This window comes from Marinitoga sp. 1135, assembly GCF_013363245.1.
Lineage (GTDB): Bacteria > Thermotogota > Thermotogae > Petrotogales > Petrotogaceae > Marinitoga > Marinitoga piezophila.
Window position 1 is genome coordinate 264,480 of the sequence record NZ_LBEZ01000003.1, and the last position, 25,110, is coordinate 289,589.

The 25,110-nt window shown below is 29.3% G+C and carries 18 protein-coding genes, 1 tRNA gene, 1 pseudogene and 1 riboswitch; of the genes and pseudogenes, 17 read left to right on the forward strand and 3 right to left on the reverse strand.

Annotated features, from left to right (window positions below):
• Positions 1 to 18 precede the first annotated feature (18 nt).
• Positions 19 to 1,674 (reverse strand): nucleoside kinase, encoded by a 1,656-nt coding sequence (locus XO10_RS02710; protein ID WP_014296037.1) that lies wholly within the window; start codon positions 1,672 to 1,674, stop codon positions 19 to 21.
• Positions 1,675 to 1,780: 106 nt separating this feature from the next.
• On the opposite strand from XO10_RS02710, the gene XO10_RS02715 reads away from it, so the two are divergent.
• Positions 1,781 to 1,855: transfer RNA gene (locus XO10_RS02715), tRNA-Gln, on the forward strand.
• Between the two features lie 99 nt (positions 1,856 to 1,954).
• Positions 1,955 to 2,830 carry a LysR family transcriptional regulator gene (locus tag XO10_RS02720; RefSeq protein WP_014296038.1) on the forward strand — a complete coding sequence of 292 codons (876 nt, stop codon included), beginning with the start codon at positions 1,955 to 1,957 and terminating at the stop codon, positions 2,828 to 2,830.
• 21 nt (positions 2,831 to 2,851) lie between these two features.
• Here the strand turns inward: XO10_RS02720 and XO10_RS02725 are convergent, their stop codons facing one another.
• Positions 2,852 to 3,748, reverse strand: coding sequence for a 3-hydroxyacyl-CoA dehydrogenase (locus XO10_RS02725; RefSeq protein ID WP_014296039.1), 897 nt, complete (start codon positions 3,746 to 3,748; stop codon positions 2,852 to 2,854).
• A gap of 251 nt (positions 3,749 to 3,999) precedes the next feature.
• Between XO10_RS02725 and XO10_RS02730 the strand changes: the two genes are divergently transcribed.
• The 15 genes and pseudogenes from XO10_RS02730 (at position 4,000) to XO10_RS02800 (ending at position 23,018) form a co-directional block, all read left to right on the forward strand.
• On the forward strand, positions 4,000 to 4,983 hold the full coding sequence (locus XO10_RS02730; protein WP_075780318.1) for an ABC transporter substrate-binding protein: 984 nt from the start codon (positions 4,000 to 4,002) through the stop codon (positions 4,981 to 4,983).
• 46 nt (positions 4,984 to 5,029) lie between these two features.
• A complete protein-coding gene (locus XO10_RS02735; RefSeq protein WP_014296041.1) occupies positions 5,030 to 6,721 on the forward strand; it encodes an iron ABC transporter permease in 1,692 nt (563 codons plus the stop codon).
• Positions 6,722 to 6,736: 15 nt separating this feature from the next.
• Entirely contained in the window at positions 6,737 to 7,813 is a 1,077-nt protein-coding gene (locus XO10_RS02740) for an ABC transporter ATP-binding protein (RefSeq protein WP_014296042.1), read from the forward strand.
• Between the two features lie 26 nt (positions 7,814 to 7,839).
• On the forward strand, positions 7,840 to 8,829 hold the full coding sequence (locus XO10_RS02745) for an ABC transporter substrate-binding protein (protein ID WP_175418125.1): 990 nt from the start codon (positions 7,840 to 7,842) through the stop codon (positions 8,827 to 8,829).
• 63 nt (positions 8,830 to 8,892) lie between these two features.
• Positions 8,893 to 11,097, forward strand: a complete 2,205-nt coding sequence (locus XO10_RS02750; RefSeq protein WP_175421095.1) for an iron ABC transporter permease — start codon at positions 8,893 to 8,895, stop codon at positions 11,095 to 11,097.
• Between the two features lie 5 nt (positions 11,098 to 11,102).
• Positions 11,103 to 12,194 carry an ABC transporter ATP-binding protein gene (locus XO10_RS02755; protein WP_014296045.1) on the forward strand — a complete coding sequence of 364 codons (1,092 nt, stop codon included), beginning with the start codon at positions 11,103 to 11,105 and terminating at the stop codon, positions 12,192 to 12,194.
• Positions 12,195 to 12,276: 82 nt separating this feature from the next.
• On the forward strand, positions 12,277 to 13,035 hold the full coding sequence (locus tag XO10_RS02760; protein ID WP_175418128.1) for a TlyA family RNA methyltransferase: 759 nt from the start codon (positions 12,277 to 12,279) through the stop codon (positions 13,033 to 13,035).
• Positions 13,036 to 13,101: 66 nt separating this feature from the next.
• Positions 13,102 to 13,203, forward strand: a riboswitch (purine riboswitch).
• A gap of 64 nt (positions 13,204 to 13,267) precedes the next feature.
• Positions 13,268 to 14,782, forward strand: coding sequence for a glutamine-hydrolyzing GMP synthase (gene guaA, locus XO10_RS02765; protein WP_175421096.1), 1,515 nt, complete (start codon positions 13,268 to 13,270; stop codon positions 14,780 to 14,782).
• 14 nt (positions 14,783 to 14,796) lie between these two features.
• Complete coding sequence (gene guaB, locus XO10_RS02770; protein ID WP_175421097.1) at positions 14,797 to 16,251, forward strand: IMP dehydrogenase; 1,455 nt, start codon at positions 14,797 to 14,799, stop codon at positions 16,249 to 16,251.
• A 115-nt stretch (positions 16,252 to 16,366) separates the two neighbouring features.
• Positions 16,367 to 17,485, forward strand: a complete 1,119-nt coding sequence (locus XO10_RS02775) for an MFS transporter (RefSeq protein ID WP_175421098.1) — start codon at positions 16,367 to 16,369, stop codon at positions 17,483 to 17,485.
• A gap of 18 nt (positions 17,486 to 17,503) precedes the next feature.
• A complete protein-coding gene (locus tag XO10_RS02780; RefSeq protein ID WP_014296050.1) occupies positions 17,504 to 19,252 on the forward strand; it encodes a M3 family oligoendopeptidase in 1,749 nt (582 codons plus the stop codon).
• A gap of 558 nt (positions 19,253 to 19,810) precedes the next feature.
• Positions 19,811 to 20,090, forward strand: a pseudogene (locus XO10_RS02785) (uberolysin/carnocyclin family circular bacteriocin).
• 1,334 nt (positions 20,091 to 21,424) lie between these two features.
• Positions 21,425 to 21,910: an integral membrane protein gene (locus XO10_RS02790; protein ID WP_014296053.1), complete on the forward strand. Its 486-nt coding sequence runs from the start codon at positions 21,425 to 21,427 to the stop codon at positions 21,908 to 21,910.
• A gap of 24 nt (positions 21,911 to 21,934) precedes the next feature.
• Complete coding sequence (locus XO10_RS02795; RefSeq protein ID WP_014296054.1) at positions 21,935 to 22,528, forward strand: ATP-binding cassette domain-containing protein; 594 nt, start codon at positions 21,935 to 21,937, stop codon at positions 22,526 to 22,528.
• Positions 22,521 to 23,018: a hypothetical protein gene (locus tag XO10_RS02800; protein WP_014296055.1), complete on the forward strand. Its 498-nt coding sequence runs from the start codon at positions 22,521 to 22,523 to the stop codon at positions 23,016 to 23,018. The genes XO10_RS02795 and XO10_RS02800 overlap by 8 nt, the downstream gene beginning before the upstream one ends.
• 51 nt (positions 23,019 to 23,069) lie before the next feature.
• Here the strand turns inward: XO10_RS02800 and XO10_RS02805 are convergent, their stop codons facing one another.
• Complete coding sequence (locus tag XO10_RS02805) at positions 23,070 to 24,908, reverse strand: alpha-amylase (protein ID WP_014296056.1); 1,839 nt, start codon at positions 24,906 to 24,908, stop codon at positions 23,070 to 23,072.
• Positions 24,909 to 25,110: the final 202 nt, after the last annotated feature.

Sequence of the window (25,110 nt, forward strand, 5' to 3'; positions counted from 1 at the left end):
ACCTCATAAATTAATTTATTAATATTTAAATGTACTTCTTCCAATAAATTCTCTTAAAATAGACTTTCTTGGTATTTCTTCCAATACAGTAATTGGCAAGAAATAATCAAGAAATTTTAATAATCTTTTTGCTTCTGAATATTCTGGATTTGAATTATCTACCATTAATAATAATGGTTCTGCAAATATCTTTAAAACAGATAATTCATAAATAAGATTTGAATTAAACATAATATCCGCTTCTTCCTGGAATGGGAAAATATTTCTATCTTCACCCCTTCTAACACTTGGCCACATTTTCAGTGTTGCTAAAGCGGAATGTCCTCTAAAATTAAAGTCTCTAACAATTCTTCGAATAAGCCTTGTATCAGTTGTGGTAATTCTATTCATTGAATCAAGATTCATTTGCGTTAACGCACTTACATAAATTTTATATTTAAATTCTCTTGGAATACTTTCTGTTAATAGCTCATTTAACCCATGAATTCCTTCTATAATCAAAACCTGATCTTCTTCCATTTTAATCTTATTTCCACTCCAAACTCTTTTTCCATGAACAAAATCAAACTTTGGCAATTCTATTTCTTCACCTTTTAATAATTTTGAAAGGTGAGTATTAAACAAATCTAAATCAAGTGCATATATAGATTCGAAATCATAATTTCCATTTTCATCACGAGGTGTTTTTTCCCTATCAACAAAATAATCATCCAATGATATTGGAATAGGTTTTAATCCATTTACTTTTAGTTGCAAAGCAAGTCTTTTAGCACTTGTTGTTTTACCTGATGAAGAAGGTCCTGCAATTAAAACAACCTTTATATTTTTTCTTTTAATAATTTCATCTGCAATTTGCGCATATTTCTTTTCATGCAAAGCTTCAGAAACCCTAATTAATTCAGTTGCCTCTTCTGGTCCCTTAGCAATTAAACTGTTTAATTCGCCAACAGTACTTACTTCTAATATTTTCAACCATTCTTTATATTCGTTAAAGGTATAAGATAATTTTGGATAATGTTTATACTCAGGAACTTTATCAGGAGATTTTGGTGTTGGATGCAATACTACAAATCCATCATCTATAGATTTTAAATCAAATAAATCAACATATCCCGTAGATGGTGGCATATAACCATAGAAATAATTGAAATATTTATCGCATATATAAATATTAACCTTATCTTTCTTTCTATATTTAAATAATTTAGATTTATCTACTAAATCAACATTTTCAAACATCTTTATAGCTCTAAATTTAGAAATTGTTTTCTTTTCAAAAGGGAGATCTTCCTTTACATATTCTAACATTTTTTCTTTTAACATTTCAAGTTTTTTCTGTGAAGGTTTTCCACTTCTTAATTCACAGTATAAGCCGCTTCCTATACTATGATGAACATATAATTTATCTTCTGGATAAAGATCCTTTAATGCCATATACAATAAAAATAATACACCTCTTTGGTAAATTCTAAATCCATCAAGCGTAGAAGTATCCAAAAGTACTATTTCTCCAGAATCCTCTATTTCTTTAAGCAACTCTTTTATATTATTATTATGTTTTACTGCAAGAATTTTAAAAGGATGTTCCTTTTGAATCTTTCTAATAATTTCTATATACTTTGTTCCTTTCTCTGCATATAAAATTTTATCTTTTATCTTCAATTCGTATCTCATAAAAATACCTCCTCCATTTTTTATTTTTTCGTAATAATCTTATTTAAATCCAGAAACATATTGGTGTTGACAAAATCAAAAATTATGATATAATAAGTATTGTGATTGGGGCGTGGCCAAGCGGTAAGGCGGCGGATTTTGGCTCCGTTATTCGGTGGTTCGAATCCATCCGCCCCAGCCAGAGCCGGCGAAAGCCGGCTTTTTTTATATCTAAACTCCAAAATTTGACGATATTAATTATATCATAAATTTTAAAAATTTGATAATTGGAGATGAGGAAATGGACCTCTTACAATTAAAATATTTCAGGGAATTGGCATACTCCCAGCACATGACTGAATTATCAGAAAAACTACATATCTCTCAGCCATCTTTAAGTATTACTATTTCAAAACTCGAAGAAGAATTGGGAGTAAAATTATTTGATAGAATTGGTAGAAGAATTGTTTTAAATGAATATGGGAAAATTTTTTTAAAACACGTTGATACTATATTTAATGAACTGGAATATGCCAGAGAAGAAATTAAAGAAGCAAAAAAAGCCTGTCATAAAAAGGTAATTTTAGCAACCACCGGAACCATATTTTTATCAAATTTCATTATTGAGTTTTTAGAAAAAAATAAGGATATTAACTTAAAACAATTTATTTCAAATAATGAAGAGGCTATTGAGCTGTTAGAAAAAGGGGAAATAGATTTTGCAATTACTTATCCTCCACTGAAATCCGAAAACATAGAAACTGTTATATTATTTGAAGATGAAATAATGCTTGTAATTCCAGAAAATCATCGTTTTTCTAAAAATAGGGAAATAAGTCTATATGAATTAAAAGATGAAAAATTTATAAATCTTGTAGATCATTATGACTTTAGAAAAGTAACCGATGAAATTTATAAAAAAGCAGGTTTTACACCTAATATCGTTTTTGAGGGTGAATTATCTTTATTAGAAAAATTAATGAAATCAGGTGTTGGAGTTGCCCTTGTTCCAAAATCCATAGTTGAATTATATTCAGACTTCCCTGCAAAAACATTAAAACTCAAAGAACCAAAATTTAAATGGACAATAGGATTTTCATGGTTAAAAAATAAATATATGGTTGATACATTGAAAATATTTAAAGATTGTGTATTTAAATATTATAATATAAAATAAGGCTGTCCCATACGGACAGCCTTATTTTAAAAACTCTGGATCTAAATATTCTGGATTTGGATATTTATAGAACCCTTCGCCTGTACTTACTCCTAATTTATTCTTATCAATAAACATTTCCTTTATTTTTTCTGCACGTTTTAAAATTTTTTCATCCTGTAATTTTTCACCACGCATTTTTATTATATTATAAAGTGTGTTCATTCCTATTAAATCAATAATTCCAAATGGTCCAAACTTAGAGCCGGTACTTATCATCCAGGTTTTATCTATACTTTTATAATCCGCTACTCCATCAAAATACAATGTTTCAGCTGCATGTAATAAAGGTACAAGAAGCGAATTTAAAACATATCCACTTTGTTCTTTTTTCAATGGAATTGGGACCATTCCAATGGCTTTAGCAAATTCAACTACCGTATCAAAAACTTCTTTTGATGTTTTTTCATGACCCATAACCTCTCCAATATTTGCTTCCCAAACCGGATTGGCAAAATGTAAAGCAAGAAATTTTTCTGGCCTTCCTGTAAAGTTCACTAATTGTGAAGGCAACATAGTTGAAGAGTTGGTTGTAAAAATAGTCTTTTCTGGTGCAACAGCAGCAAGTTTTTGATAAATATCCTTTTTTATTTCATATACTTCTGGAACAGATTCACTAATAAGATCAGCTTCCTTTACTGCTTCATTAAGATCAGTAGTATATTTTAACCTTGAAAAAGTTGCTTCAATTTCTTCTGAAGTTGCCCCTTTATTTTTTAGAAAATATTGTGCATATCCTTTATGAAAATTTTTTGATTTCTCTAAAGCATCTTCATTAATATCATAAACAATTACATCAAATCCCTTATATGCTACCTGCCAAGCTATTTGGGAACCTAAAACACCTCCACCAATAATAGTTACATTTTTTATATCCATAATTATCTTCCCCCTTACTTTAGAATTTTAAATATTTCTAATATTCTCATATTCTTAATTATATTACACAATTGCAAAGAAATCTAATACAAAAATATATATATGTATATAAATATTAATTTATATATTCAAAATTCATCACATAAAATTTTGTTACATTTTTAATACAATTTTGTGGATATTTTGATGATTTTTTTATTTAATATAATAGTAGAATGTTATTTCATATTCTACATAAGGGGGTATTACTGATGAAAAGATTGATGTTAGTATTATTTTTGATTTTCGCTTTAACTGTTTCATTTGCTGAACTGATTATTTATAGTAGTGTTGATGAGGCAAATGCAAGAAAAATCTTAAACGCATTTTCCAGAGAAACAGGCATTACAGTAAAATATATATTCCTTTCTTCTGGACCTGCATTAGCAAGACTTGAAGCAGAAAAAAAGAATCCACAGGCAGACGTATGGTTTGGAGCTCCAATGCCAAATCATATTATTGCAAAAGAAAGAGGGCTTACAGAAGCTTATAAAACAACCAGCATTTATGGAATAGCTCCAAATTTCTATGATATCGAAGGTTATTATCACGCATTCTATATGAATCCTCTTGGTATTGGAATTAATTTAAAGGTTTTGGAACAGATAAAGGCAGATATGCCAAAAAGCTGGCAGGATTTATTAAAGCCAGAATATAGAAATATGATTCAATATCCAAGTCCTCAGACTTCAGGTACTGCATATGCATTTATCACAGGACTTATTGAAATTTATGGAGAAGATGGCATGATTGATTATTTAAAGAAATTAGCAAAGAACGTTCAGTCATATACACAAAGTGGAACAGGTCCTTCAAAATCAGTAGGTGTAGGTCAGGCAGGATTGGGAATTCAATTTACACCTGCATTCTTCCAGTTTAAAGAACAGGGGTATCCTATAGAAGTTGTATTCCCTGTTGAAGGCGTTCCATATGAGGCAGCATGTGTATCAATTGTAAAAGGTGCAAAACACAAATATGAAGCAAAAGTACTTGTTGACTGGTTACTTTCAAAGAAAGGACAACAAACAATTGTTGATACAAAAACATTTTTCTATCCTGTAAGACCAGACGTTGATTTTGGAGCATTACAACCATTATCAACTATAAAATTAATCAGTGTTGATGAAAACTGGGCTGCACAGAATAAAAAGAGAATTGTAGATAGATGGATAAAAGAGGTATTACCTGTAAAGTAATTTAATAAAAAGGGGGAAATCTCCCCCTTTTTTTGGAGGGATTTTAATGAATATCGCTAATCAAGAGTTTTCAAATAAATTCAAAAATATGCTGAAGAACCCTTCATTAATTATATTGCTTATTCTAATATTTATATCGCTATTTATATTTATAATTTTTCCATTATTGAAGGTCTTTATAATAAGCTTTACAGATAATGAAAACAATTTTTCATTGCAGACATATAAGGATATGTTATCCAATGATTATATGAAACAGGGATTTAGAAACAGTATTCTTGTAGCCTCTTTAACAGCTATTTTAGGAACATTAATAGGATATTTATATGCATATACAATAAACAGGGCAGATATACCTTTTAAACGGTTTTTCAGAACAATTGCAGTAATTCCAATGGTTTTCCCACCATTTATAGGGGCATTGTCAATAATAATGCTTTTTGGTTTTAATGGTTTAATTACTGCAAAAATCTTTGGTATAAGAACCTTCCCTGTTTATGGATTATGGGGATTATTAATAGCACAAATAATTACTTTTTTCCCTGTAGCCTTTATAACCTTAGATGGTGTAATCTCAACAATCTCACCAACACTGGAAGATGCTGCTTTTAATTTAAAAGCAACAAGATTACAGGTATTCCTTAAGGTTGTTCTTCCATTATCTATTCCGGGAATAGCCAGTACAATGCTTGTATTATTTATAGAATCGCTTGCAGACTTTGGTAATCCTTTAATATTAGCTGGTTCAAGATTTCCTATTCTTTCTGTTCAGGCATATCTTCAAATAACCGGCATGTTCGATTTGAGAAGCGGTGCAGCTCTTGCTGTATGGTTATTATTACCTTCTTTAATAGCCTTTATCATACAAAAATACTGGATAGGAAAGAAAAAATATATCACCGTTACCGGAAAACCAAATACATCTCAATTAAAAAGCGTTAGCAAAGGTGCAAAATGGGTATTATTTTCCCTGTGCATGATAGTCTCATTATTCATATTATTAATCTATGTAACCATTTTCTGGGGTGCATTTACAAAAATATGGGGTATGAATAATGAATTTACATTGGAGAACTTTAAATATGTATTTGACGTTGGAAGAGAAGCTATTAAAGATACGCTTACAATTGCTTTAACTTCCACTCCTATTTCTGCATTACTTGGAATGATTATTGCATTCTTAATTGTACGAAAAACATTTCCCGGTAAAAGAACCTTGGAGTTTGTCTCGTTATTAAACTTTGCAGTTCCGGGAACTGTAGTTGGTATTGGATATATATTAGCATTTAATTCAAAGCCATTGTTATTAACAGGGACTTTTGCGATACTTGTATTGAATTTTATATTTAGATATGTGCCAGTAGGTATTCAATCTGGAATTTCACTTTTAAATCAGGTAGATCCGGCAATAGAAGAGGCTGCATATACACTTGGAGCTAATGATAGACAGGTATTTTCAAAGATTACTTTACCTCTCATTGTTCCTGCATTTTTTTCAGCTCTTGTATATTCATTTGTGAGGGCAATGACGGCAATTAGTGCTGCTATATTCCTTGTTTCTGCGGATTGGAATTTAATGACTGTTCAAATATTAAGCCAAACGGATTCAGGAAGATTATCAGAAGCATGTGCATTTTCTGTAATTTTAATAATGATAATTATAATATTTATTTCCCTATTAAAGGTATTCTTAAAAAATAAAGTTTCTCTGATGAATGAAAATTTTGCTTCAGAATAGGCAGGTGTATAACCCATGAGTTTAGAATTAAAGAATATTTATAAAATATTTAAAAGCGAAGGGACAGAAACAGTTGCTGTAAATGATTTTAATCTAAAAGTAGAAGAAGGGCAATTGGTAACCTTTTTAGGGCCTTCAGGTTGTGGAAAAACCACTACATTAAGGATGATTGCAGGATTTGAAATTCCTACCAATGGAAGGATATTTCTCAATGGAGAGGATATTACCAATATGCCACCAAACAAGAGAGATATCTCTATGATGTTTCAAAGCTATGCGTTATTTCCTCATATGACTATAAAAGAAAATATAGAATTTGGTTTAAAATTAAAAAAATTATCAAGAAATGAAATAACTGAAAAAGTGAAAAGAATAATAGAATTAACCAATCTTGAAGGCATGGAAAACAGAAGACCTGACCAAATTTCCGGTGGTCAACAACAGCGTGTTGCACTTGCAAGAAGTCTTGTTATGGAACCAAAGGTATTGTTATTTGATGAACCACTTTCAAATCTTGATGCCAAACTTCGTGAAAGTATGCGTTCTGAAATTAGAAGAATACAAAAGGAACTCAATATTACCAGTATATACGTAACTCATGATCAAATAGAAGCAATGAGCATTTCAGATGTTATTGTTGTAATGAATCAGGGAAAGATTATGCAGGTTGGGAATCCTCTTGAAATATATTCAAAACCCAAAAACAAGTTTGTTGCAGATTTTATTGGAAAGGTTAATTTTATAGAGGGCAAGGTTATAGAAAAAAAAGATGATGAATATGTCATATTCAATGAATCGCTTAATCAAAGTTTTACAGGAATTGGTGGTGAAGAATTCAGTATAAATGATTCCGTATTAATTGCCTTACGACCTGAAGCTATAAATACAGAGCCTAAGGAAAACAATATAACCGGAATTATAAAAAAATTGGTATTTCTTGGTGCGCATGTAGAGTATCAAGTGGAATTAAAAGATGGTCAAACAATAGATATAGTACTCTTTAATCCTATTGAAAATGAAATCCCACCAATTGGTAAAGAAATAAAATTATATTTCAGCAAAAAAGCTGCATGGATAATAAAAAATAATTAAACCATCACATCACAGGGGGTGTTCTTATGAAAAAGAGTATTTTTTTGGTAGTTTTGTTAATCGTTGGCATTATGGCATTTTCAGCAAATGTGGTAAAGGCTTATACAACGCTTGAAGAACCGCTTGCCAAGGAATTATTTGACAGATTTGAAGAAGAAACAGGGATAAAAGTAGAATGGGTAAGATTATCCACAGGTGAAACAGTAGCAAGACTTGAAGCTGAGAGAGAAAATCCACAAGCATCAATTTGGGTAGGAGGAGTAGGTCTTGGACACGTTGAAGCAAAACAAAAGGGTTTAACCACACCTTACAAATCACCTCTTGCACAATATACACCTGCACAGTTTAGAGATCCAGAAAATTATTGGATTGGTTTATATATAGGTGTACTTGCATTTGCTACAAATGAAGAAAGAGCAAAGGAATTAGGTTTAGAAGCACCAAAAGGATGGTTTGATATTATTGATTCAAAGTACAAAGGACTTGTAAGGGTTGCAAATCCTAATACCTCAGGAACAGCATATAATGTTATTACAACAATTTATCATTTATTCCATGAAGACGAAGAATTAACATTTATGTTCTTACATCATCTTGATAGAAGTATAGACCAATATACAAAATCAGGTTCAGCTGGTGGAAAACAGGCTGCTATAGGTGAAATTCCATTTGCAATAGGTTATGCACATGATTTATTTAAATTAATCGCAAACGGTGCTCCATTAAAGGTTACAGTACCAGAAGAAGGAACAGGTTTTGAACTTGCTTCAATGTCATTAATTAAAAACGGACCAAATCCAGTAAATGCAAAGAAATTATATAACTGGATGCTTCAAAAAGAAGCACAGGCTATGATAGCAAAATGGTTTGTAATTCCTGTATCAAAACTTGCTCCAAAGGATAAGGCTCCTTTAAACATTGACGATTTAAGAATTGTAAATCAGAATTTTGTATGGGATGCTGCAAACAGAGAAAGATTAGTAGAAAGATGGAATAAAGAAATTGGTGCAAAGTAAAAATTAAACCTACCAGACGGCTAAATAGCCGTCTGGTTAAAATAATATTCAGGAGTTGAAAATATGTTCACAAAAAAGAAGATAATGTATTTTCTATTATTTTTAATCATTGTTGCTTCTGCAGATATATGGATATTCTCCAGCATAAAGGATTCATATACAAAAATAATAAATGATAATATTCTTGAAACTGGGAAGATAATATTTTCTTCTGTTTCTGATAAAACAGAGGATATTGATTCATGGATTTCTAACGTCGAAAATAATTATGAAAATATAAGAATTATATATATAAAAGGTCTTCCTCAATTTGAGGAAACTACAGAGTTTTATAAAGATAAAGAATTTTATGAATTTTATAAATCTAAACTTTCCGATCCTATTTTTGAAAAAGGATTAGAAAGTGCTGTATATAGCGAATACTTTTTAACGGATAATATGTATTCGTTAGATAATTCGCAGTATAAGATAGTTTTTGCCCCAATATTAACTTCTGAGTATGATATAGTGGGAATAGGAATAATGTTTTTTAATATGGAAGGATATTTAAAATTCTATAGACTATTAAATATCTTTGCTGTTTCAATAATTGTGGCATTTATTTTGGTATATGGGATTATCCTCTTTTCAAGAGATCCTGTAATGAATTTTATTATATTAGGATTATTTGTTATTGTAGGTATATTCACTGCATATCCTCTTTTCGAAGCAGTAAGGCTTACATTTATAAAAAACGGTGAGTTTTCCATGGAAATATGGAAAAAAATACTCACCACTGATCAATATTTAAAGGCTTTCTGGGGAAGTATTAAACTTGGTATTTCAACTGCCACACTTTCAACATTAATAGGCTTTCTATTTGCATTTACCTTAACAAGAACATCTATAAAAGGAAAGAAATTTTTCAGCACAATGGCTACATTACCTGTTATTTCTCCACCATTTTCTTTAACATTATCCATATTATTGCTATTTGGAAACAATGGACTTATCACAAAAAAAATATTGCATTTGCAAAATTTTAGTATATACGGTTTAACGGGATTAACCCTTGTTCAAACAATGGGAATGTTCCCAATAGCCTATTTAACTATGGCAGGAATACTTCATGCAATAGATTCAACATTGGAAGATGCTGCACTTGATTTAAACGCATCAAAATTAAAAACATTCTTAACGGTTACATTACCGTTGTCAGTACCAGGAATATTAAGCGCCTGGCTTCTTGTATTTACCAATTCACTTGCTGATTTTGCAAATCCATTGATATTATCTGGAAATTATAGAGTACTTTCTGTTGAGGCTTATCTTGAAGTTACTGGTATGAATAGATTGGGAAATGGTGCAGCATTATCATTGTTGTTATTAATGCCAACCATTACTGCTTTTCTTGTTCAGAGATTCTGGGTATCAAAAAAATCATTTGTTACCGTAACAGGAAAACCTTCACCACGTATTACTGAATTGGTATCAAAACCTGTTAAAGTAACTTTGGTAACCTTAATGGTATTAATAGTGGTATTTTTGATTTCATTATACGGTACAATTGTAGCTGGATGTTTCGTGAGAAATTGGGGTATTGATTATACATTTACACTCGAAAACATCAAAGAGGCTCTTCAAAGAGGTAAAGATGCAATTACAGACACTGTAACGCTTGCAACAATTGCAACACCTCTTGCTGGAATTCTTGCAATGCTCACAGCATTAATTCTTGTTAGAAAAAACTTTAAAGGAAAGAGAATATTTGAAATACTTATAATGGCTCCATTTGCTATTCCTGGAACATTAATAGGTATCAGTTATATTCTTGCATTTAATAAACCACCATTAATATTAGTAGGAACAGGAGCTATCATAGTTATAAATTATATTATCAGGGAATTGCCAGTTGGCGTTGAAGGCGGAGTTGCAGCATTAAGACAAATAGATCCATCAATAGAAGAGGCTGCTCAGGATCTTGGTGCCGATGTACCAACGGTATTTAAAACTATAGTATTGCCATTATTAAGGCCTGCATTTATTTCAAGTTTATCCTACACATTTGTCAGGTCAATGACAGCTGTTAGTGCTGTAATATTCTTAATATCAGCAAAATGGTATCACATTACTGTTTTGATATATAATTTCTCAGAAAATCTGAGATTTGGTTTAGCCAGTGTTCTTGCAACAACATTAATCATTATAGTGCTTATAGCCTTTGGATTAATGCGATTAATAGTAAGACAAAGTGAAACACTTGAAAAAACCGTTTCCGGTGAGAGGTGAAAATTATGAAGAAAAAACAGGTATCCTTAAGATTAGAAAATGTAACTAAAATATTCAAGGACAGGAAAAATAATACAGAGGTAATAGCAGTAAACAATTCTACCTTTGAAATAAAACCAGGAGAACTCATTACATTGCTTGGACCTTCTGGTTGCGGAAAAACTACTACATTGCGTATGGTTGCCGGATTTGAATTACCAACGAAAGGAAAAATATATATAGGAAATGAAGACGTAACTTTCCTACCTCCTAATAAAAGAGATACTGCAACTGTTTTCCAGAGTTATGGATTGTTTCCACATATGACAGTATTTGACAATGTAGCATATGGTTTGAAATTAAGAAAATTATCCAGGGAAGAAATAGAAAAGCGTGTTTTTGAAGCGCTTGAAATGGTTGGATTAAAGGATTTAGCATCAAGGGCACCATCAAGGCTATCAGGAGGACAACAACAAAGGGTTGCGCTGGCACGTTCAATTATAGTAGAACCGGCTATATTGCTCCTTGATGAACCACTCTCCAATTTAGATGCTTTACTCAGGGAACAAATGAGAATTGAAATTAAAAAAATACAGAGAAAATTAGGAATTACAGCTATATATGTTACGCATGATCGTGTTGAAGCAATGAGTTTGTCTGACAGAATAATAGTAATGAAAGATGGAAAAATTATGCAAATTGGAACACCTGTTGAAATATATGAAGATCCAATCTCTAAATTTGTAGCCGGATTTATAGGGAAGGTTGCCTTTTTTACAGTTGATGTAATAGGAAAAGAAAATGACAATATAGTAATTGATTTTAAAGGAAGAAAATTAATTATGAAAAAGTATGATAAAGAGTTAAATAGCGGAGATAAAGGTGTTTTAATGGCAAGACCAGAGTCTCTAATTTTAAAAGAAGAAAAAGAAGGGTTAATAGAAGGAAGGATAAAAATAAATGTATATCTCGGAAATACTGTAGAATCATTTATTGATACAGAATACGGTGAAATAATGGTTCAAATTGATAATCCTGGACAAAAAAAGATTTTCCCGGAAGGTGCTGCAGTTTCTATAGACATTGTCCCTGAATTGTGTAAGGTATTTAAGGAATAATAAAATTATTGCAAATGAGGCTTTGAATAAAAAGCCTCATTTCATTTTAAGCACGGTATGATATAATTTAATAAAAGGCTTATTGAAAAATCTTGAATTTTATAGAAAGGGTGATGGAAAAATTAGATTGGATATATTTTTAGTTAATAATAAATACGTTGATTCACGTGAAAAAGCACAAAGGCTTATAAAAGAAGGAAAGGTTTATGTAAATAATCAAAAAATTACAAAACCATCTAAAAAAGTAGATGAAAATGCTACAATAAAAATTACAGAAACAGAAAAATACGTAAGCAGAGCTGCATATAAATTATTAAAGGCTATTAAAGAATTTCAACCTAAAATAAATAACAAAATATGTGCAGACATTGGTTCCTCTACAGGAGGATTTACTCAGGTATTACTGGAAAATGGTGCAAAAAAAGTTTACTGTATAGATTCAGGAACAAATCAGCTTCATGAAAGCTTAAGAAATAATGAAAAAATAGTTTTAATGGAAAACACAAATGCTCGATACCTTAGAAAAGAAGATTTTGAATCTGTAGAATTTTTTACCAGTGATGTTTCTTTTATTTCAATTACAAAAATTATTCCATCAATAAAAGAAATTACTGCTAATAATGCAGAGGGAATAATACTCATAAAACCTCAATTTGAATTGGAACCATCAAAATTATCAAAAGGTATAGTTAAAAAGGAAGAATATAGAGAAGAAGCTATAAAAAAGGTTTTTAATTCATTAATTGAAAATGGATTTGAAATAAAAGGAATGGTAGAATCACCAATTAGAGGTAAAGACGGTAATATTGAATATCTGGTCTATATAAAGAAAATCAATTAACAGAGTATTAATTATAAAGCAAAAAAAATAACGTTTTTATCTGTTAAAATACAGAAAAAATTAAATATTCTGGAATTTTTCTTTTCCTATATAATTCCGGTAATATGGTCCGGAAGTCTCTACCAGATGGCCGTAAACCATCTGACTATAGGAAAAGGGGAGCTTAATATATATAATAATATATAATGCACCTCTTTTCCTAAGAGGTGCATTATTTTTATAGGAGGTGCCTATGAAAAAAGTATTGATTATTGATTATGGTTCGCAATATACACAACTATTAGCAAGACGTATTAGAGAAATGGAAATCTATTCTGAAGTTGCTCCACATGACGCTGAAATCACCAATTTAGAAGATATAACAGCTATTATACTATCTGGAGGTCCAAAAAGCGTTAACGATAAGGATGCGTTAGAAATTCCTGATTGGATATTTGACTTAGATGTTCCAATATTGGGAATCTGTTATGGAATGCAGGCATTGGCAAAAAAACTTGGGGGCAAAGTTGAGAAAACAGAAGTTTCTGAATATGGAAAAACAAAAATAAAAGTAAGCAATAACGTATTATTCTCAGAAATACCGGAAAAGATTATAACCTGGATGAGCCATGGCGATTCTGTTGTTGCACTTCCAGAAGGAAGCGAAATTATTGCTACTACTTATAATGGTATAAATGCTGCTGTAAAGTTTTCTGAAAAAATTTACGGGATTCAATTTCATCCAGAAGTAAAACACACAGAATTTGGATTTGAAATACTTGAAAATTTCCTCATTAAAATTGCAAAACTGGAAAAAAACTGGTCTCTTGAAAATCTCATCGAAAATAAAATAAAAGAAATAAAAGAAACAGTTGGTAATTCAAAAGCCATCATTGCACTTTCTGGCGGAGTAGATTCTTCTGTTGCTGCAGTATTGGTACACAAAGCCATAGGGGAACAATTGAAAGCAGTGTTCGTAAACCACGGATTAATGAGATTAAATGAAGAAATTGAAGTAAAAAAGATATTCAATGAATTATTAGGTATAAATCTTACAGTTGTAGATGCACAAAAAAGATTTTTATCTAAATTAAGCGGTGTTACTGATCCTGAAAAGAAAAGAAAAATAATAGGAGAAGAGTTTATACGCGTATTTGAAAACGAAGCAACTAATGAATATGAATTTCTCGTTCAGGGAACTATATATTCTGACGTAATTGAAAGTGCCGCATCAGGAAAAAATACGGCAAAAATAAAGAGCCACCACAATGTAGGCGGATTGCCGGAAGATATGAAATTTAAAATAATAGAACCTTTAAGGAATCTTTTCAAAGATGAAGTAAGAGAAGTTGGAAAATTATTGGGAATACCTGAACATATATTATACAGACATCCATTTCCTGGTCCAGGATTGGCAATACGTATAATTGGAGAAATCACAGAAGAAAAGCTAAATATATTAAAAAAAGCGGACCATATATTTATAGAAACATTAAAAGAGTTTAACTGGTATAACAAAGTATGGCAGGCTTTTACTGTTTTAACTCCAATAAAGAGTGTTGGAGTTGTTGGCGATGAAAGAAGTTATGATTATGTGCTTGCAATACGCTCTGTAGATAGCGTAGAAGGAATGACTGCTGATTGGTCAAAAATCCCTTTTGAAATACTTGAAAAAGCCTCAAGTCGTATTGTAAATGAAGTAAATGGTGTTGGAAGAGTTGTATATGACATAACCTCAAAACCCCCGGCAACAATTGAATGGGAATAGAAAGGAGCGATAAAATGTTTAGAGAAGGATTGACATTTGATGATGTATTATTATTACCAAAATACAGTGAAGTAATTCCTTCGGAAGTTGAAACAAAATCCATACTTGTTAAAGATATATATTTAAACACACCTTTTCTTTCAGCAGCAATGGATACAGTAACTGAAGGCTTAATGGCAAAAGCAATAGCCCATGAAGGCGGTATTGGTATAATTCATAAAAATCTAACTATAGAAGAACAGGCTCATGAAATAGAAAAGGTAAAAAAAGCGGAAAATGGCATAATATACGATCCAATAACAATAACTCCAGACACAACAATATACGAAGCGGAAAAATTAATGGCTGAATACAAAATAGGGGGATTACCTGTTGTAGATGAAAATAATAAATTATTGGGAATATTGACAAATAGAGATATGCGTTTTGAAAAAAACACATCAAAAAAGGCAAAAGAATTAATGACACCTTTTAAAGACCTTGTTGTCGCAGGGCCACACATTACAGTAGTTGAGGCAAAAGAAATACTTCATCAAAATAAAATAGAAAAATTACCTATTATAAATGAAAATAATGAATTAATTGGTTTAATAACAATAAAAGATATAATATCCGTAGTTGAACATCCAAATGCTTCAAGAGATAAAAAGGGAAGATTATTAGTTGGTGGAGCAATTGGGGTTTCTGATGGGTTAGAACGTGCAAAAGCTCTTATAAAAGCCGGTGTTGATGTATTAGTACTCGATTCAGCACATGGTCATTCAAAAAATATACTGGAGACATTGAAAAAAATAAAAAGCAAATATCCTGAAGTACCTATTATTGCTGGAAACATTGCAACAGCAGAAGCAGCAAAAGACTTAATAAAAGCCGGTGCAGATGCTGTAAAAGTAGGAATTGGCCCCGGTTCTATTTGTACAACAAGAATAGTTGCTGGTATTGGAGTTCCACAATTAACAGCAATAATGGATGTAGTTAGCGTTGCAAAAAAATATAATATACCTGTAATAGCCGATGGGGGAATACGATATTCAGGAGATATAGTAAAAGCATTGGCTGCCGGTGCCAATACCGTAATGCTTGGCAGTTTATTTGCAGGAACAGAAGAAGCACCCGGTGAAACTATACTTTATCAGGGAAGAAAATATAAAACATATAGAGGAATGGGTTCAATTGGAGCAATGAAAAGAGGCAGTAAAGATAGATATTTCCAGAGCAATGTAGAAGAAACAGAAAAGCTGGTACCAGAAGGTGTAGAAGGAATGGTGCCTTATAAAGGAAAAGCAAAAGAAGTAATTTATCAATTGCTTGGCGGATTAAAGGCTGGAATGGGATATATAGGCGCAAAAAATATTGCAGAATTGCATGAAAAAGCAGAATTTATAAAAATCACAGCTGCAAGTATGAAAGAAAGTCATCCTCATGATATATCCATCACCAAAGAATCGCCAAATTATTCAATAAAATAACACTGTTTATAATGCGGCTACAAATGTAGCCGCATTATTTATATAATAAATTATTGGACAATTTTTAATTTTTGTGATATAATTTTGTTCGTAAAACTAACAAAGGGGTGATACAGTGACTTTCGCCATTTCAATTGCTCATTTTTTAGCCGACTTTTTAAACTCTTTCTTCAAGCCGTTAGGTCCATACTTCATTGAAAGATATAATATTGACAGCAGAACATTTACAAGCTTACTTTCTTTAATAGGTGCATTGTCATCGATTTTGCAAATATTTTTTGGATTATATTTTGATAGGAGAAAACGCGATGGTGTATATATTATTTCTATATTGATAATGGAAATAATATTGATTTCTATCTTAGGATTTGTAAACAGCTTCTGGATTTCACTGGTAGTAATATTTTTTACAAGATTGTTTAATTCTGCTTTTCATCCTATTGGTGCCAGTTTTGCAGGAAGAGAGAACAAAGGACATCATATTGCCTGGTTCTCAGTATTTGGAACATTTGGAGCTGCAATGGGACCAATATTTATTACAATGTATCTCAGCATAGTTGGATTTGAAAAAATCTATTACGTTGGGCTTATAGCATTATTATTTATTCCTTATTTATATAAAAAATTATGGAAATATGAAAAACAACAAATAGCAGAAAAAAGATTCCCTCAACTTTCTGAAGCACTTACATTAATTCCTATTTTTTTAATGGTAACCCTAAGAGGTTTTGTAATGGATATATTCCATACATTTGTACCTATATACGTTAATTTGCACGGTGCCAGTCTTGTTGTAGGTGGTGCTACTTTAAGTATTGGTATGATTATCGGAATGTTTACCAATTTCTATGGAACAAAATTAATGGAAAAAATAGGTATTAGGTTTATAAATTTAATTGGTTTCCTTGGAATGGGTATTGCCGGTATATTATTATTAATGGTTGATACATCATTTTTAAGAATAATAGCCTTTGCATTATTTGATGCCTTTGGATTTTTAACAATGTCAGCAAATATTGTTGAGGCACAGAGTCTAATGCCTAAAAATAAAAGTTTTGCTTCATCGGTATCAATGGGATTTGCCTGGGCTATAGGAAATTTCATATCCAGTGGATATGCTGCAATTTTTGGAAATAACGTCTCTTTTGTTTTATATAGCGTTAGCATATTTTCCATATTTCTTGGTATAATATATCCTATATACTATAAAAATAAAAAAAGATTTAATAATTAAATTTCAGGAGGTGTGAAAATGAAGTGGGATTTAACTTTTTTCTATGATTCACCAGAAAATGAACAAATTAAAAAGGATTTTGAAAATGCGCTTGAAGGAGCAAAAAAGTTAAAAGAAAAATATTATCCTATACTTTCTTCAAAAGAATTATCAGCTAAAGAGGTTAAAAATTTTCTTGAAGAATTGGAAAAACTTATTGAAAAACCATATTTTGCAATGCAATATGCAAGTTTATTATACTCTGCAAATACTCAGGATAAAACAGCTCAAAAATTAGTTGCTATGGGACAGGATTACCTTACAAAAGGAGAAATGGAACTTTCATTCTGGAAACCTGTATTATTAAGCCATTCACTTGAAAAGCTTGAAGAATTAAAAAATTCACCTGAATTAGAAAAGTATAAACATGTACTTGAAGTATTAATTGAAGAAAAACCTCATGTTTTAAGTGAAGACGCTGAAAAAGCTTTATCTGCTTTAGAACCTGCTGGAAGAAGAGCATTTAGCAAGTTATATGAAAAATTAGTTTCCTCATATACATTTGAAATTGAAATTGACGGTGAATTAAAAACAATGACAGGTGCTGAAATTCGTTCATTAAGACAACATCCTGACAAAGATTTAAGACAAAAAGCAATGAAAATGTTCTTTGAAAGATATGAAAAGGATAAAATCATATTAGAAAGCACATTTAATTCAGTTGCAAAATATTACGATACAGAAAGCAAATTAAGAAACTATCCAGAACCAATTTCCATGAGAAATATGGCAAATGAGGTTAAAGATGAAATTGTAAAAATGGTAATAGATGTAACCACAGAGCAAACACCTATTGTTCATAAATACTATAAATGGAAAAGAGATTTCCTTGGATACGATATAACCCTTGCTGACATCTATGCACCATTAAAACCGGTAAAAAAGGAAATATCCTTTGAAGATGCAAAAAAATTGGTACTTGATGCCTACTATGAATTTGACAAAGAGATTGGGGATATTGTAAAATCATTCTTTGATGAAAACAGAATTGATTCTGAAATTCAACCTGGAAAACGTGGTGGAGCATTCTGTTCATATAATATTCCTAACTACAAACCATTTATATTACTCAACTATACAGGAAACATGAGAGATGTAATGACATTAGCACATGAACTAGGACATGGTGTGCATGGGACATTATCTTCAAAACAGTCATTATTAAATTATCATACACCATTAACAATGGCAGAAGTAGCTTCTGTATTTGGCGAAATGCTCGTAATGGACAAATTACTAAAGGAATTAGAAGGCGAAGAAAAACAGATGTTTATAGCTTCAAAAATAGAGGATATGTTCGCAACAATGTTCAGGCAAAACATGTTTGCTAGATTCGAAATACAGTCACACAAAATGATTGATGAAAATGGAATGGCTTCATGGGAAGAATTGTCAGAATTATATGAAAAAGAATTAAAAATAATGTTTGGTGATTCTGTAAAAATCCCTGAAGAATACAAATACGAATGGAGCACAATACCTCATATGCTTGCAGTACCATTCTATGTATATGCATATAACTTTGCAAATCTTCTTGTAATTGCATTATATGAAAAATATCTTGAAGAAGGAAAAGCATTTATCCCGAAATATAAAGAATTATTATCCAGCGGTGGAAATGCAGCTCCAGAAAAATTACTTGAAAAACTGGATATTGATATTACTAAAAAAGAATTCTGGGAAAAAGGCTTTAAATATATAGAAAGAGAACTAATTAATAAGTTATAAAAAGAAAACAGCCATATATTATGTGTCTGATAGACTGAAAACAAACCTCTTTGCTAAATCAAGCAAAGAGGTTTGTTGTTCTAAATATGCGACAAAAAAAGAAAAATTAATTATAATTTTACTCGGATTTCACATTATATATTGATATCTTTTTTTCTTTTTGATATAATGATTGTGAAATAAATAATTAAAAACTAATATCTTTTGATTATAGTGTAACAAATATTAAAAATATATATTTGTTAGGTTTTATTATGAATTATTAGTTATAAATTTCACAATATTATCAATGATATTATTATAATAGCTGGTATAAATGGATATAGTTACAGAAAAAAATCTTTAAAAACCGTTATTCAAATCAATATTATAAGTAAGAGGTCAATTTTTTACCCCAGGGGGTCAAAAGTTATTAGTTGACATTTGCATTCAGTCGGCTGAGTTCTTCTGGTACCAGATGAAATATACGATAGAACTTTCTTAATTATATTATAAAAACTCTTTGAAAACATTTTCTCAAACTTTAATATAATACTTAATCAAAGGAGGAGGAGTCTTATGAAGAATAAAAATATATTTTTTATAGAAATTTTTATAACCCTTAGTCTTTTTAGTGTCTTTTTTACTTTTTCAAGTATTAATTTAGCATCTATGCTTGGAATCTCAAAACATGCAGCTGAAAAGGTTATAGATATCATTGATACATTTTCAACGGTAACAACAATTATTTCAATTATTACAGCAGTTATTGGAGCAGGAGCAATTACAGCAGGACTTGTTGCTGTTGCAAAAAAAAATGATAAAAAAATATGGCAAAAGATATGCAACTATGTGGTAATCTTTTTTAATTAAAAAGGGAAGAATGATTTAATCATTCTTCCCTTTTCAAGGAGGAGATAAATATCAAATTACTCATAAAATATTGGATAAATAATTTTAAAATAGTTGAAGATACATTTATAAACTCCTTTATTTTTTTGTTCGTATATATTTTCATGATCTTAAGTTCTTTTTTTCTATATATTTTTCTTCTAGATAAAAATAATTTTTTAATAATTTATTTTTTTTCATTTCTATTATTTGACTATAATTTTCCTAATATTATTTCACTATTAAAACAGTATAGAAATGTACATTATTTAGTATCCAGGGAAGTTACTGCTAAATATGTTATATTTACTTTTTTAAGATTGAATCTTTTTAGCAGTATATTTATTATTTCAAATATATTGTTATTTTTATTATATTACAATGATTATAAAAAACTATTATTTTTGTTAATTAATTTTTTACTTCAAATTACCTTATTTTTTGTGAAAATATATACAAAGAAGGAAAAGTATATACTTATAGTTTTTGTTTTTCTTTATTTATTGTATATTTTAAAAATAAACATATTATTTTTTATTCCTGTTATTATTATTAATGTTATATTTTTATATCGCACATGGTTTTCACAATTAAAAAATATAATTATTAATGATAAAAAGTTTTCAGAATACCTTTTTTATTCAGAAAAAATTACTTCATGTCACTCTTTAATACTTTTTTTTAAGAGATTACCATTAAAAGAGTATGCTGAATTCATATTCGTTTGTTTTGGAGCAATTATTACCTATCATTTTTTTGGATTATATTCAGCAGAATATTTTTTAATAATTTTGTTACTAGCAGAATTAGAGATAGTTTTTGAAAAAAATTTTTTAAATTTTGACAGAGAATATAGTAAATATATATTTTTTAAAACCACAATACGTCCATATAAAAATTGGTTTCTTAATTCATATGAATTGAAAATAGGAATTATTTTTACCGTTATTATATTTTTATTTTTGTTTTTTATAGTATTTTCTGAAGGATTAAATTTTTACATTTTATTATTTTTTATAAATCTTCTTTTACTAATGGTGTACATAGTAAAATCTTATATTTTCGTTTATTACAAATCTCTTGAAAATAAAAGAAAAATAAATCATTATTTTTTGTTTGCATTTATAATATTTGTGGCAATAATTTTTCAAGTTCCTGATATGTATAGTAAAATCTTTTTTAAAATCCAAGGGTATCGCAAAATATATGGAGAATTCTTTAAAATTACCTTTTTGATGATTTTAAATATATTTAATATCCATAAACTGATATCTGATTATATTTTTAAAAAAAGGTGAATGTATGCCAAGAAAAAGACATATTTCTATTTATCTAATATTGTACCTATTTTTATGTTTTGAATTAATATATTTTTATGATAAGATATTTTGTTTATCCGGGGAAATATATGCAATACCACAAAAACATAGCTTTAAATTAGCTATTGATATTATATTAAATAATTTAAAAAATTTTATATCTTATATATTTTTATTTCCTTTAATGCCAGTATTCTGGATAATTGATCTATTTTCAACAACCTGGAGTATTTATATTGGTATAAAATCAGTAGGTTTATATAATACTTTTGATAAACTTTTTCCACATATTGTTATAGAATTTCCAAATTATATTATCTATTCTTATATATCCTATTGCCTTATGCTTAATTTTTATAGATTTAAATACAATGTGATTTTAAAAATATTTTCTGAATATAAGAGCATTTTATTAATAAATATTTTTTCTATTATAATAAGTGGGTTTGTAGAAGGTTTAATATCCTAATAAATAATAGGAGGAAAATTCTAAATGCTTGAACTTAAAAACTGCTCTAAGAAATATGGAAATAAAGTTATTTTTGAAAATGTATCCTATACTTTTTATAATAATATATATTGGTTAAAAGGAGAAAACGGAATAGGAAAAAGTGTATTTCTTAGATGCCTTTCAAATATAGAAGAATTTAGTGAAGGAATATATAAAAATAATTTTAAAAAAATTTTGTATATTCCAGAATTTTCACTTAATGAAGACTGGCTAACATTAGAAGAAAATATAAGATTATTTATGTATTATCATAATATAAAAATTACAGAAAATACCTTTAAAGAGATTTTAAAAAAATTAAATATAAATGATTTTTCCATATTTCCTTATAAAGCGTCTATGGGGACAAATTTAAAAACAATTTTTTCATTAATTTTTATACCAAAAGTGTGGAGTTTAATTGTAATTGATGAAACTCTTTCTCATATTGATATAAAAACACAAAATATTATATTTAATGAGTTAAAAAAAAGAGTATCTGAAGGAACAATAATAATATTTACTTATCACGGAATTTTAAATAGTCATAAATTTATAGAATTAACCTTAAAAAAGGAAGGGATATTTTGTGATTAAAAAAGAACACATTATTTTTCTTTTAACTTATATTGGTGCATTATATATATTTATTTCTTTTATTTTTGAATATTTTCAAAATAATCCTGAAATGAAAAAAAATATTGTTGATTTAGCTCAAAATATAGATATAAATATTTTATATTTAGATAAAATAATTATAGTTATTTCTTTTATTATTTTTTTCTTTTCATTTGTAATAGAGATATGGTTAAATAAATTATTTTTTGATTTTTTCTATTTGAAAATTAAAGAATTAAAGTTAGCAATAGGTATTTTAATAAGTAACATCTTCTCTATATTGATAGGTATCTTCCTTTTAAAAATAAAAATAAAATTTTATATATTACTTGTATTTACAAATTTTATTGGAATACTGATAATGATTATTTTATTTTCTGACGAATTAAAAAATAAAAAATTGTATTATGGTATATTTTTTGGCATAGTATATAGTATAAATTTTGTTATCCATTATTTTGGTAAATAAACCTTATTTTTTAAAATTAATATGGTCACCTTTTTGGTGACCATATTAATTTTATTCTTCTACCCAAACAGAGACAGAACCTCCATTAACTTTAAATTCTGCCCATCCATAATCATTTGTCCAAATTTCCTCTTTTATATTCCCCAGCAAATCTATAAACTTTGTTTTTTTCTTTCCAACATACATCCATTTGCTTCCACCAGGACCATCCGAAAGTATTACTGCCATGCTTTTTGGGTGTTCTTCGTCTCCCAATCTTGTCCAACCAATTATGTCTTGGTGATCTAAATAATCATATTGCTTTCCATATGAATATAACTTTCTTGCTTCAATAAGTTTTTTAATTGTCCCATATTGTTCTTTTATTCCAGGAGCACCATACATATCCCCATAAAAAACACATGGATAACCATCTTTTCGCAATAGAATCATTGCATAAGCTAAAGGTTTAAACCAATCCTGTACAGGAGAAGATAAAGACTGACCAGGCTGTGTGTCATGATTTTCAACAAAAGTAACAGCTTTTATAGGATTTTTCTGAACAAGTGTTCCATTAAAAATATTTCTCATGTCATAATAGCCCCCAGAATTCGATGCCTCGTAAAAATGTTGATGCAATGGAACATCAAAGAGAGACATTCTACCTTCTGTTTTTGATATATAATTTTCTAGTTTATTAATATCTGTACTCCAATATTCTCCAACTGTAAATAATTCTTTTCCTAATACATTTCTCATATAATCCAGCCAATCATTAAAAAAACTAAATTTTATGTGTTTTACAGCATCTAATCTAAATCCATCAATTTTTGTAAAATTAACATACCATTTACCCCATTTTTTAAGTTCTTGTACAACTTCAGGATGATCCATATCAAGATCTGCACCCATTAAATAATCATAATTAAAATTTTCATCATCCACTTCCCAATCCCATGCCTTTCCAATTCCATTAAACCTGAATATAGCTTTTTCACCAGTGTTTTGATCCCAATCTACACCATCAAAATGATACCATCTCCATTTAAAATCTGAATATTTATTATTTCGTCCTGGAAAATTAAAAAGTGTCCATGCTTTTATTGTTTTATTTTCAATTTCAATATTCCTATTATTCCATGAAACTTTTGTTGCATTAACCCATTCTGTATTATCTGCTCCCATTTTATGATTAAATACAATATCGCCATAAACCTGTATATTATATAAATGGGCATTTTCAATTAATTTTAAATATTGTTCTTTCGTTCCGTATTTTGTTGAAATAGTACCTTTTTGATTGAATTCTCCAAGATCATACAAATCATAGACTCCATACCCCACATCACTTTTTCCTGCCTGCCCTTTATATGCTGGTGGAAGCCATAATGCCGTTATCCCCATTAAGGCTAAATCTGGAATTTTTTTTGATAACTCTACCCATAATCCGCTTTTGGTTTTCTCATTATATTCTGGCAAATACCATTGAAAGGCCTGTAGCATTACACCATTTACAGCTTTTATATATTTTTCAACTTTTATATAATGAGTATCATCATAAAAAGTTATTTTATAAGTGGTGTAAGGTTCAACTTCATAATCATTAGCGGGATAACTTTCTTTCCAATCACCAAAATGATCTATCTTAAATCTTGGTTTTCCATAACCATCTCCATTATTAAATTTAATTATAATTTGCCATGTATGAGGACCTATTTTAGACATATGAGTAATTCCCCAATTGTTTGGTGTGCCTCTAAAATATGCATTCCCCCATTCACTTTTAACTTCTTTTAAAATTTGTTTCTTTTCATGATATGATGTTTTCAGAGTTTGGTTAACACATCCATTTAAAATGAAAAAAAAAGATAAAAAAAACATAAAAACAAAAGTTACCACTAACTTTTTCATTTTTCCTCTCCTTTCATAAAAGATGTTATTTTTTTTTAAGTATAGAAATTATATAATTCTTAGTTTAATTTTAAAAAGATAGAAAATAAAAGTTAATATACAAAAATTAAAAATATCACCTTATAATCAATAATAAAAACAAATAATACATCATAATAATAAAAAACTCTAATGCAGGTATTAAATATAATAAATACCCACA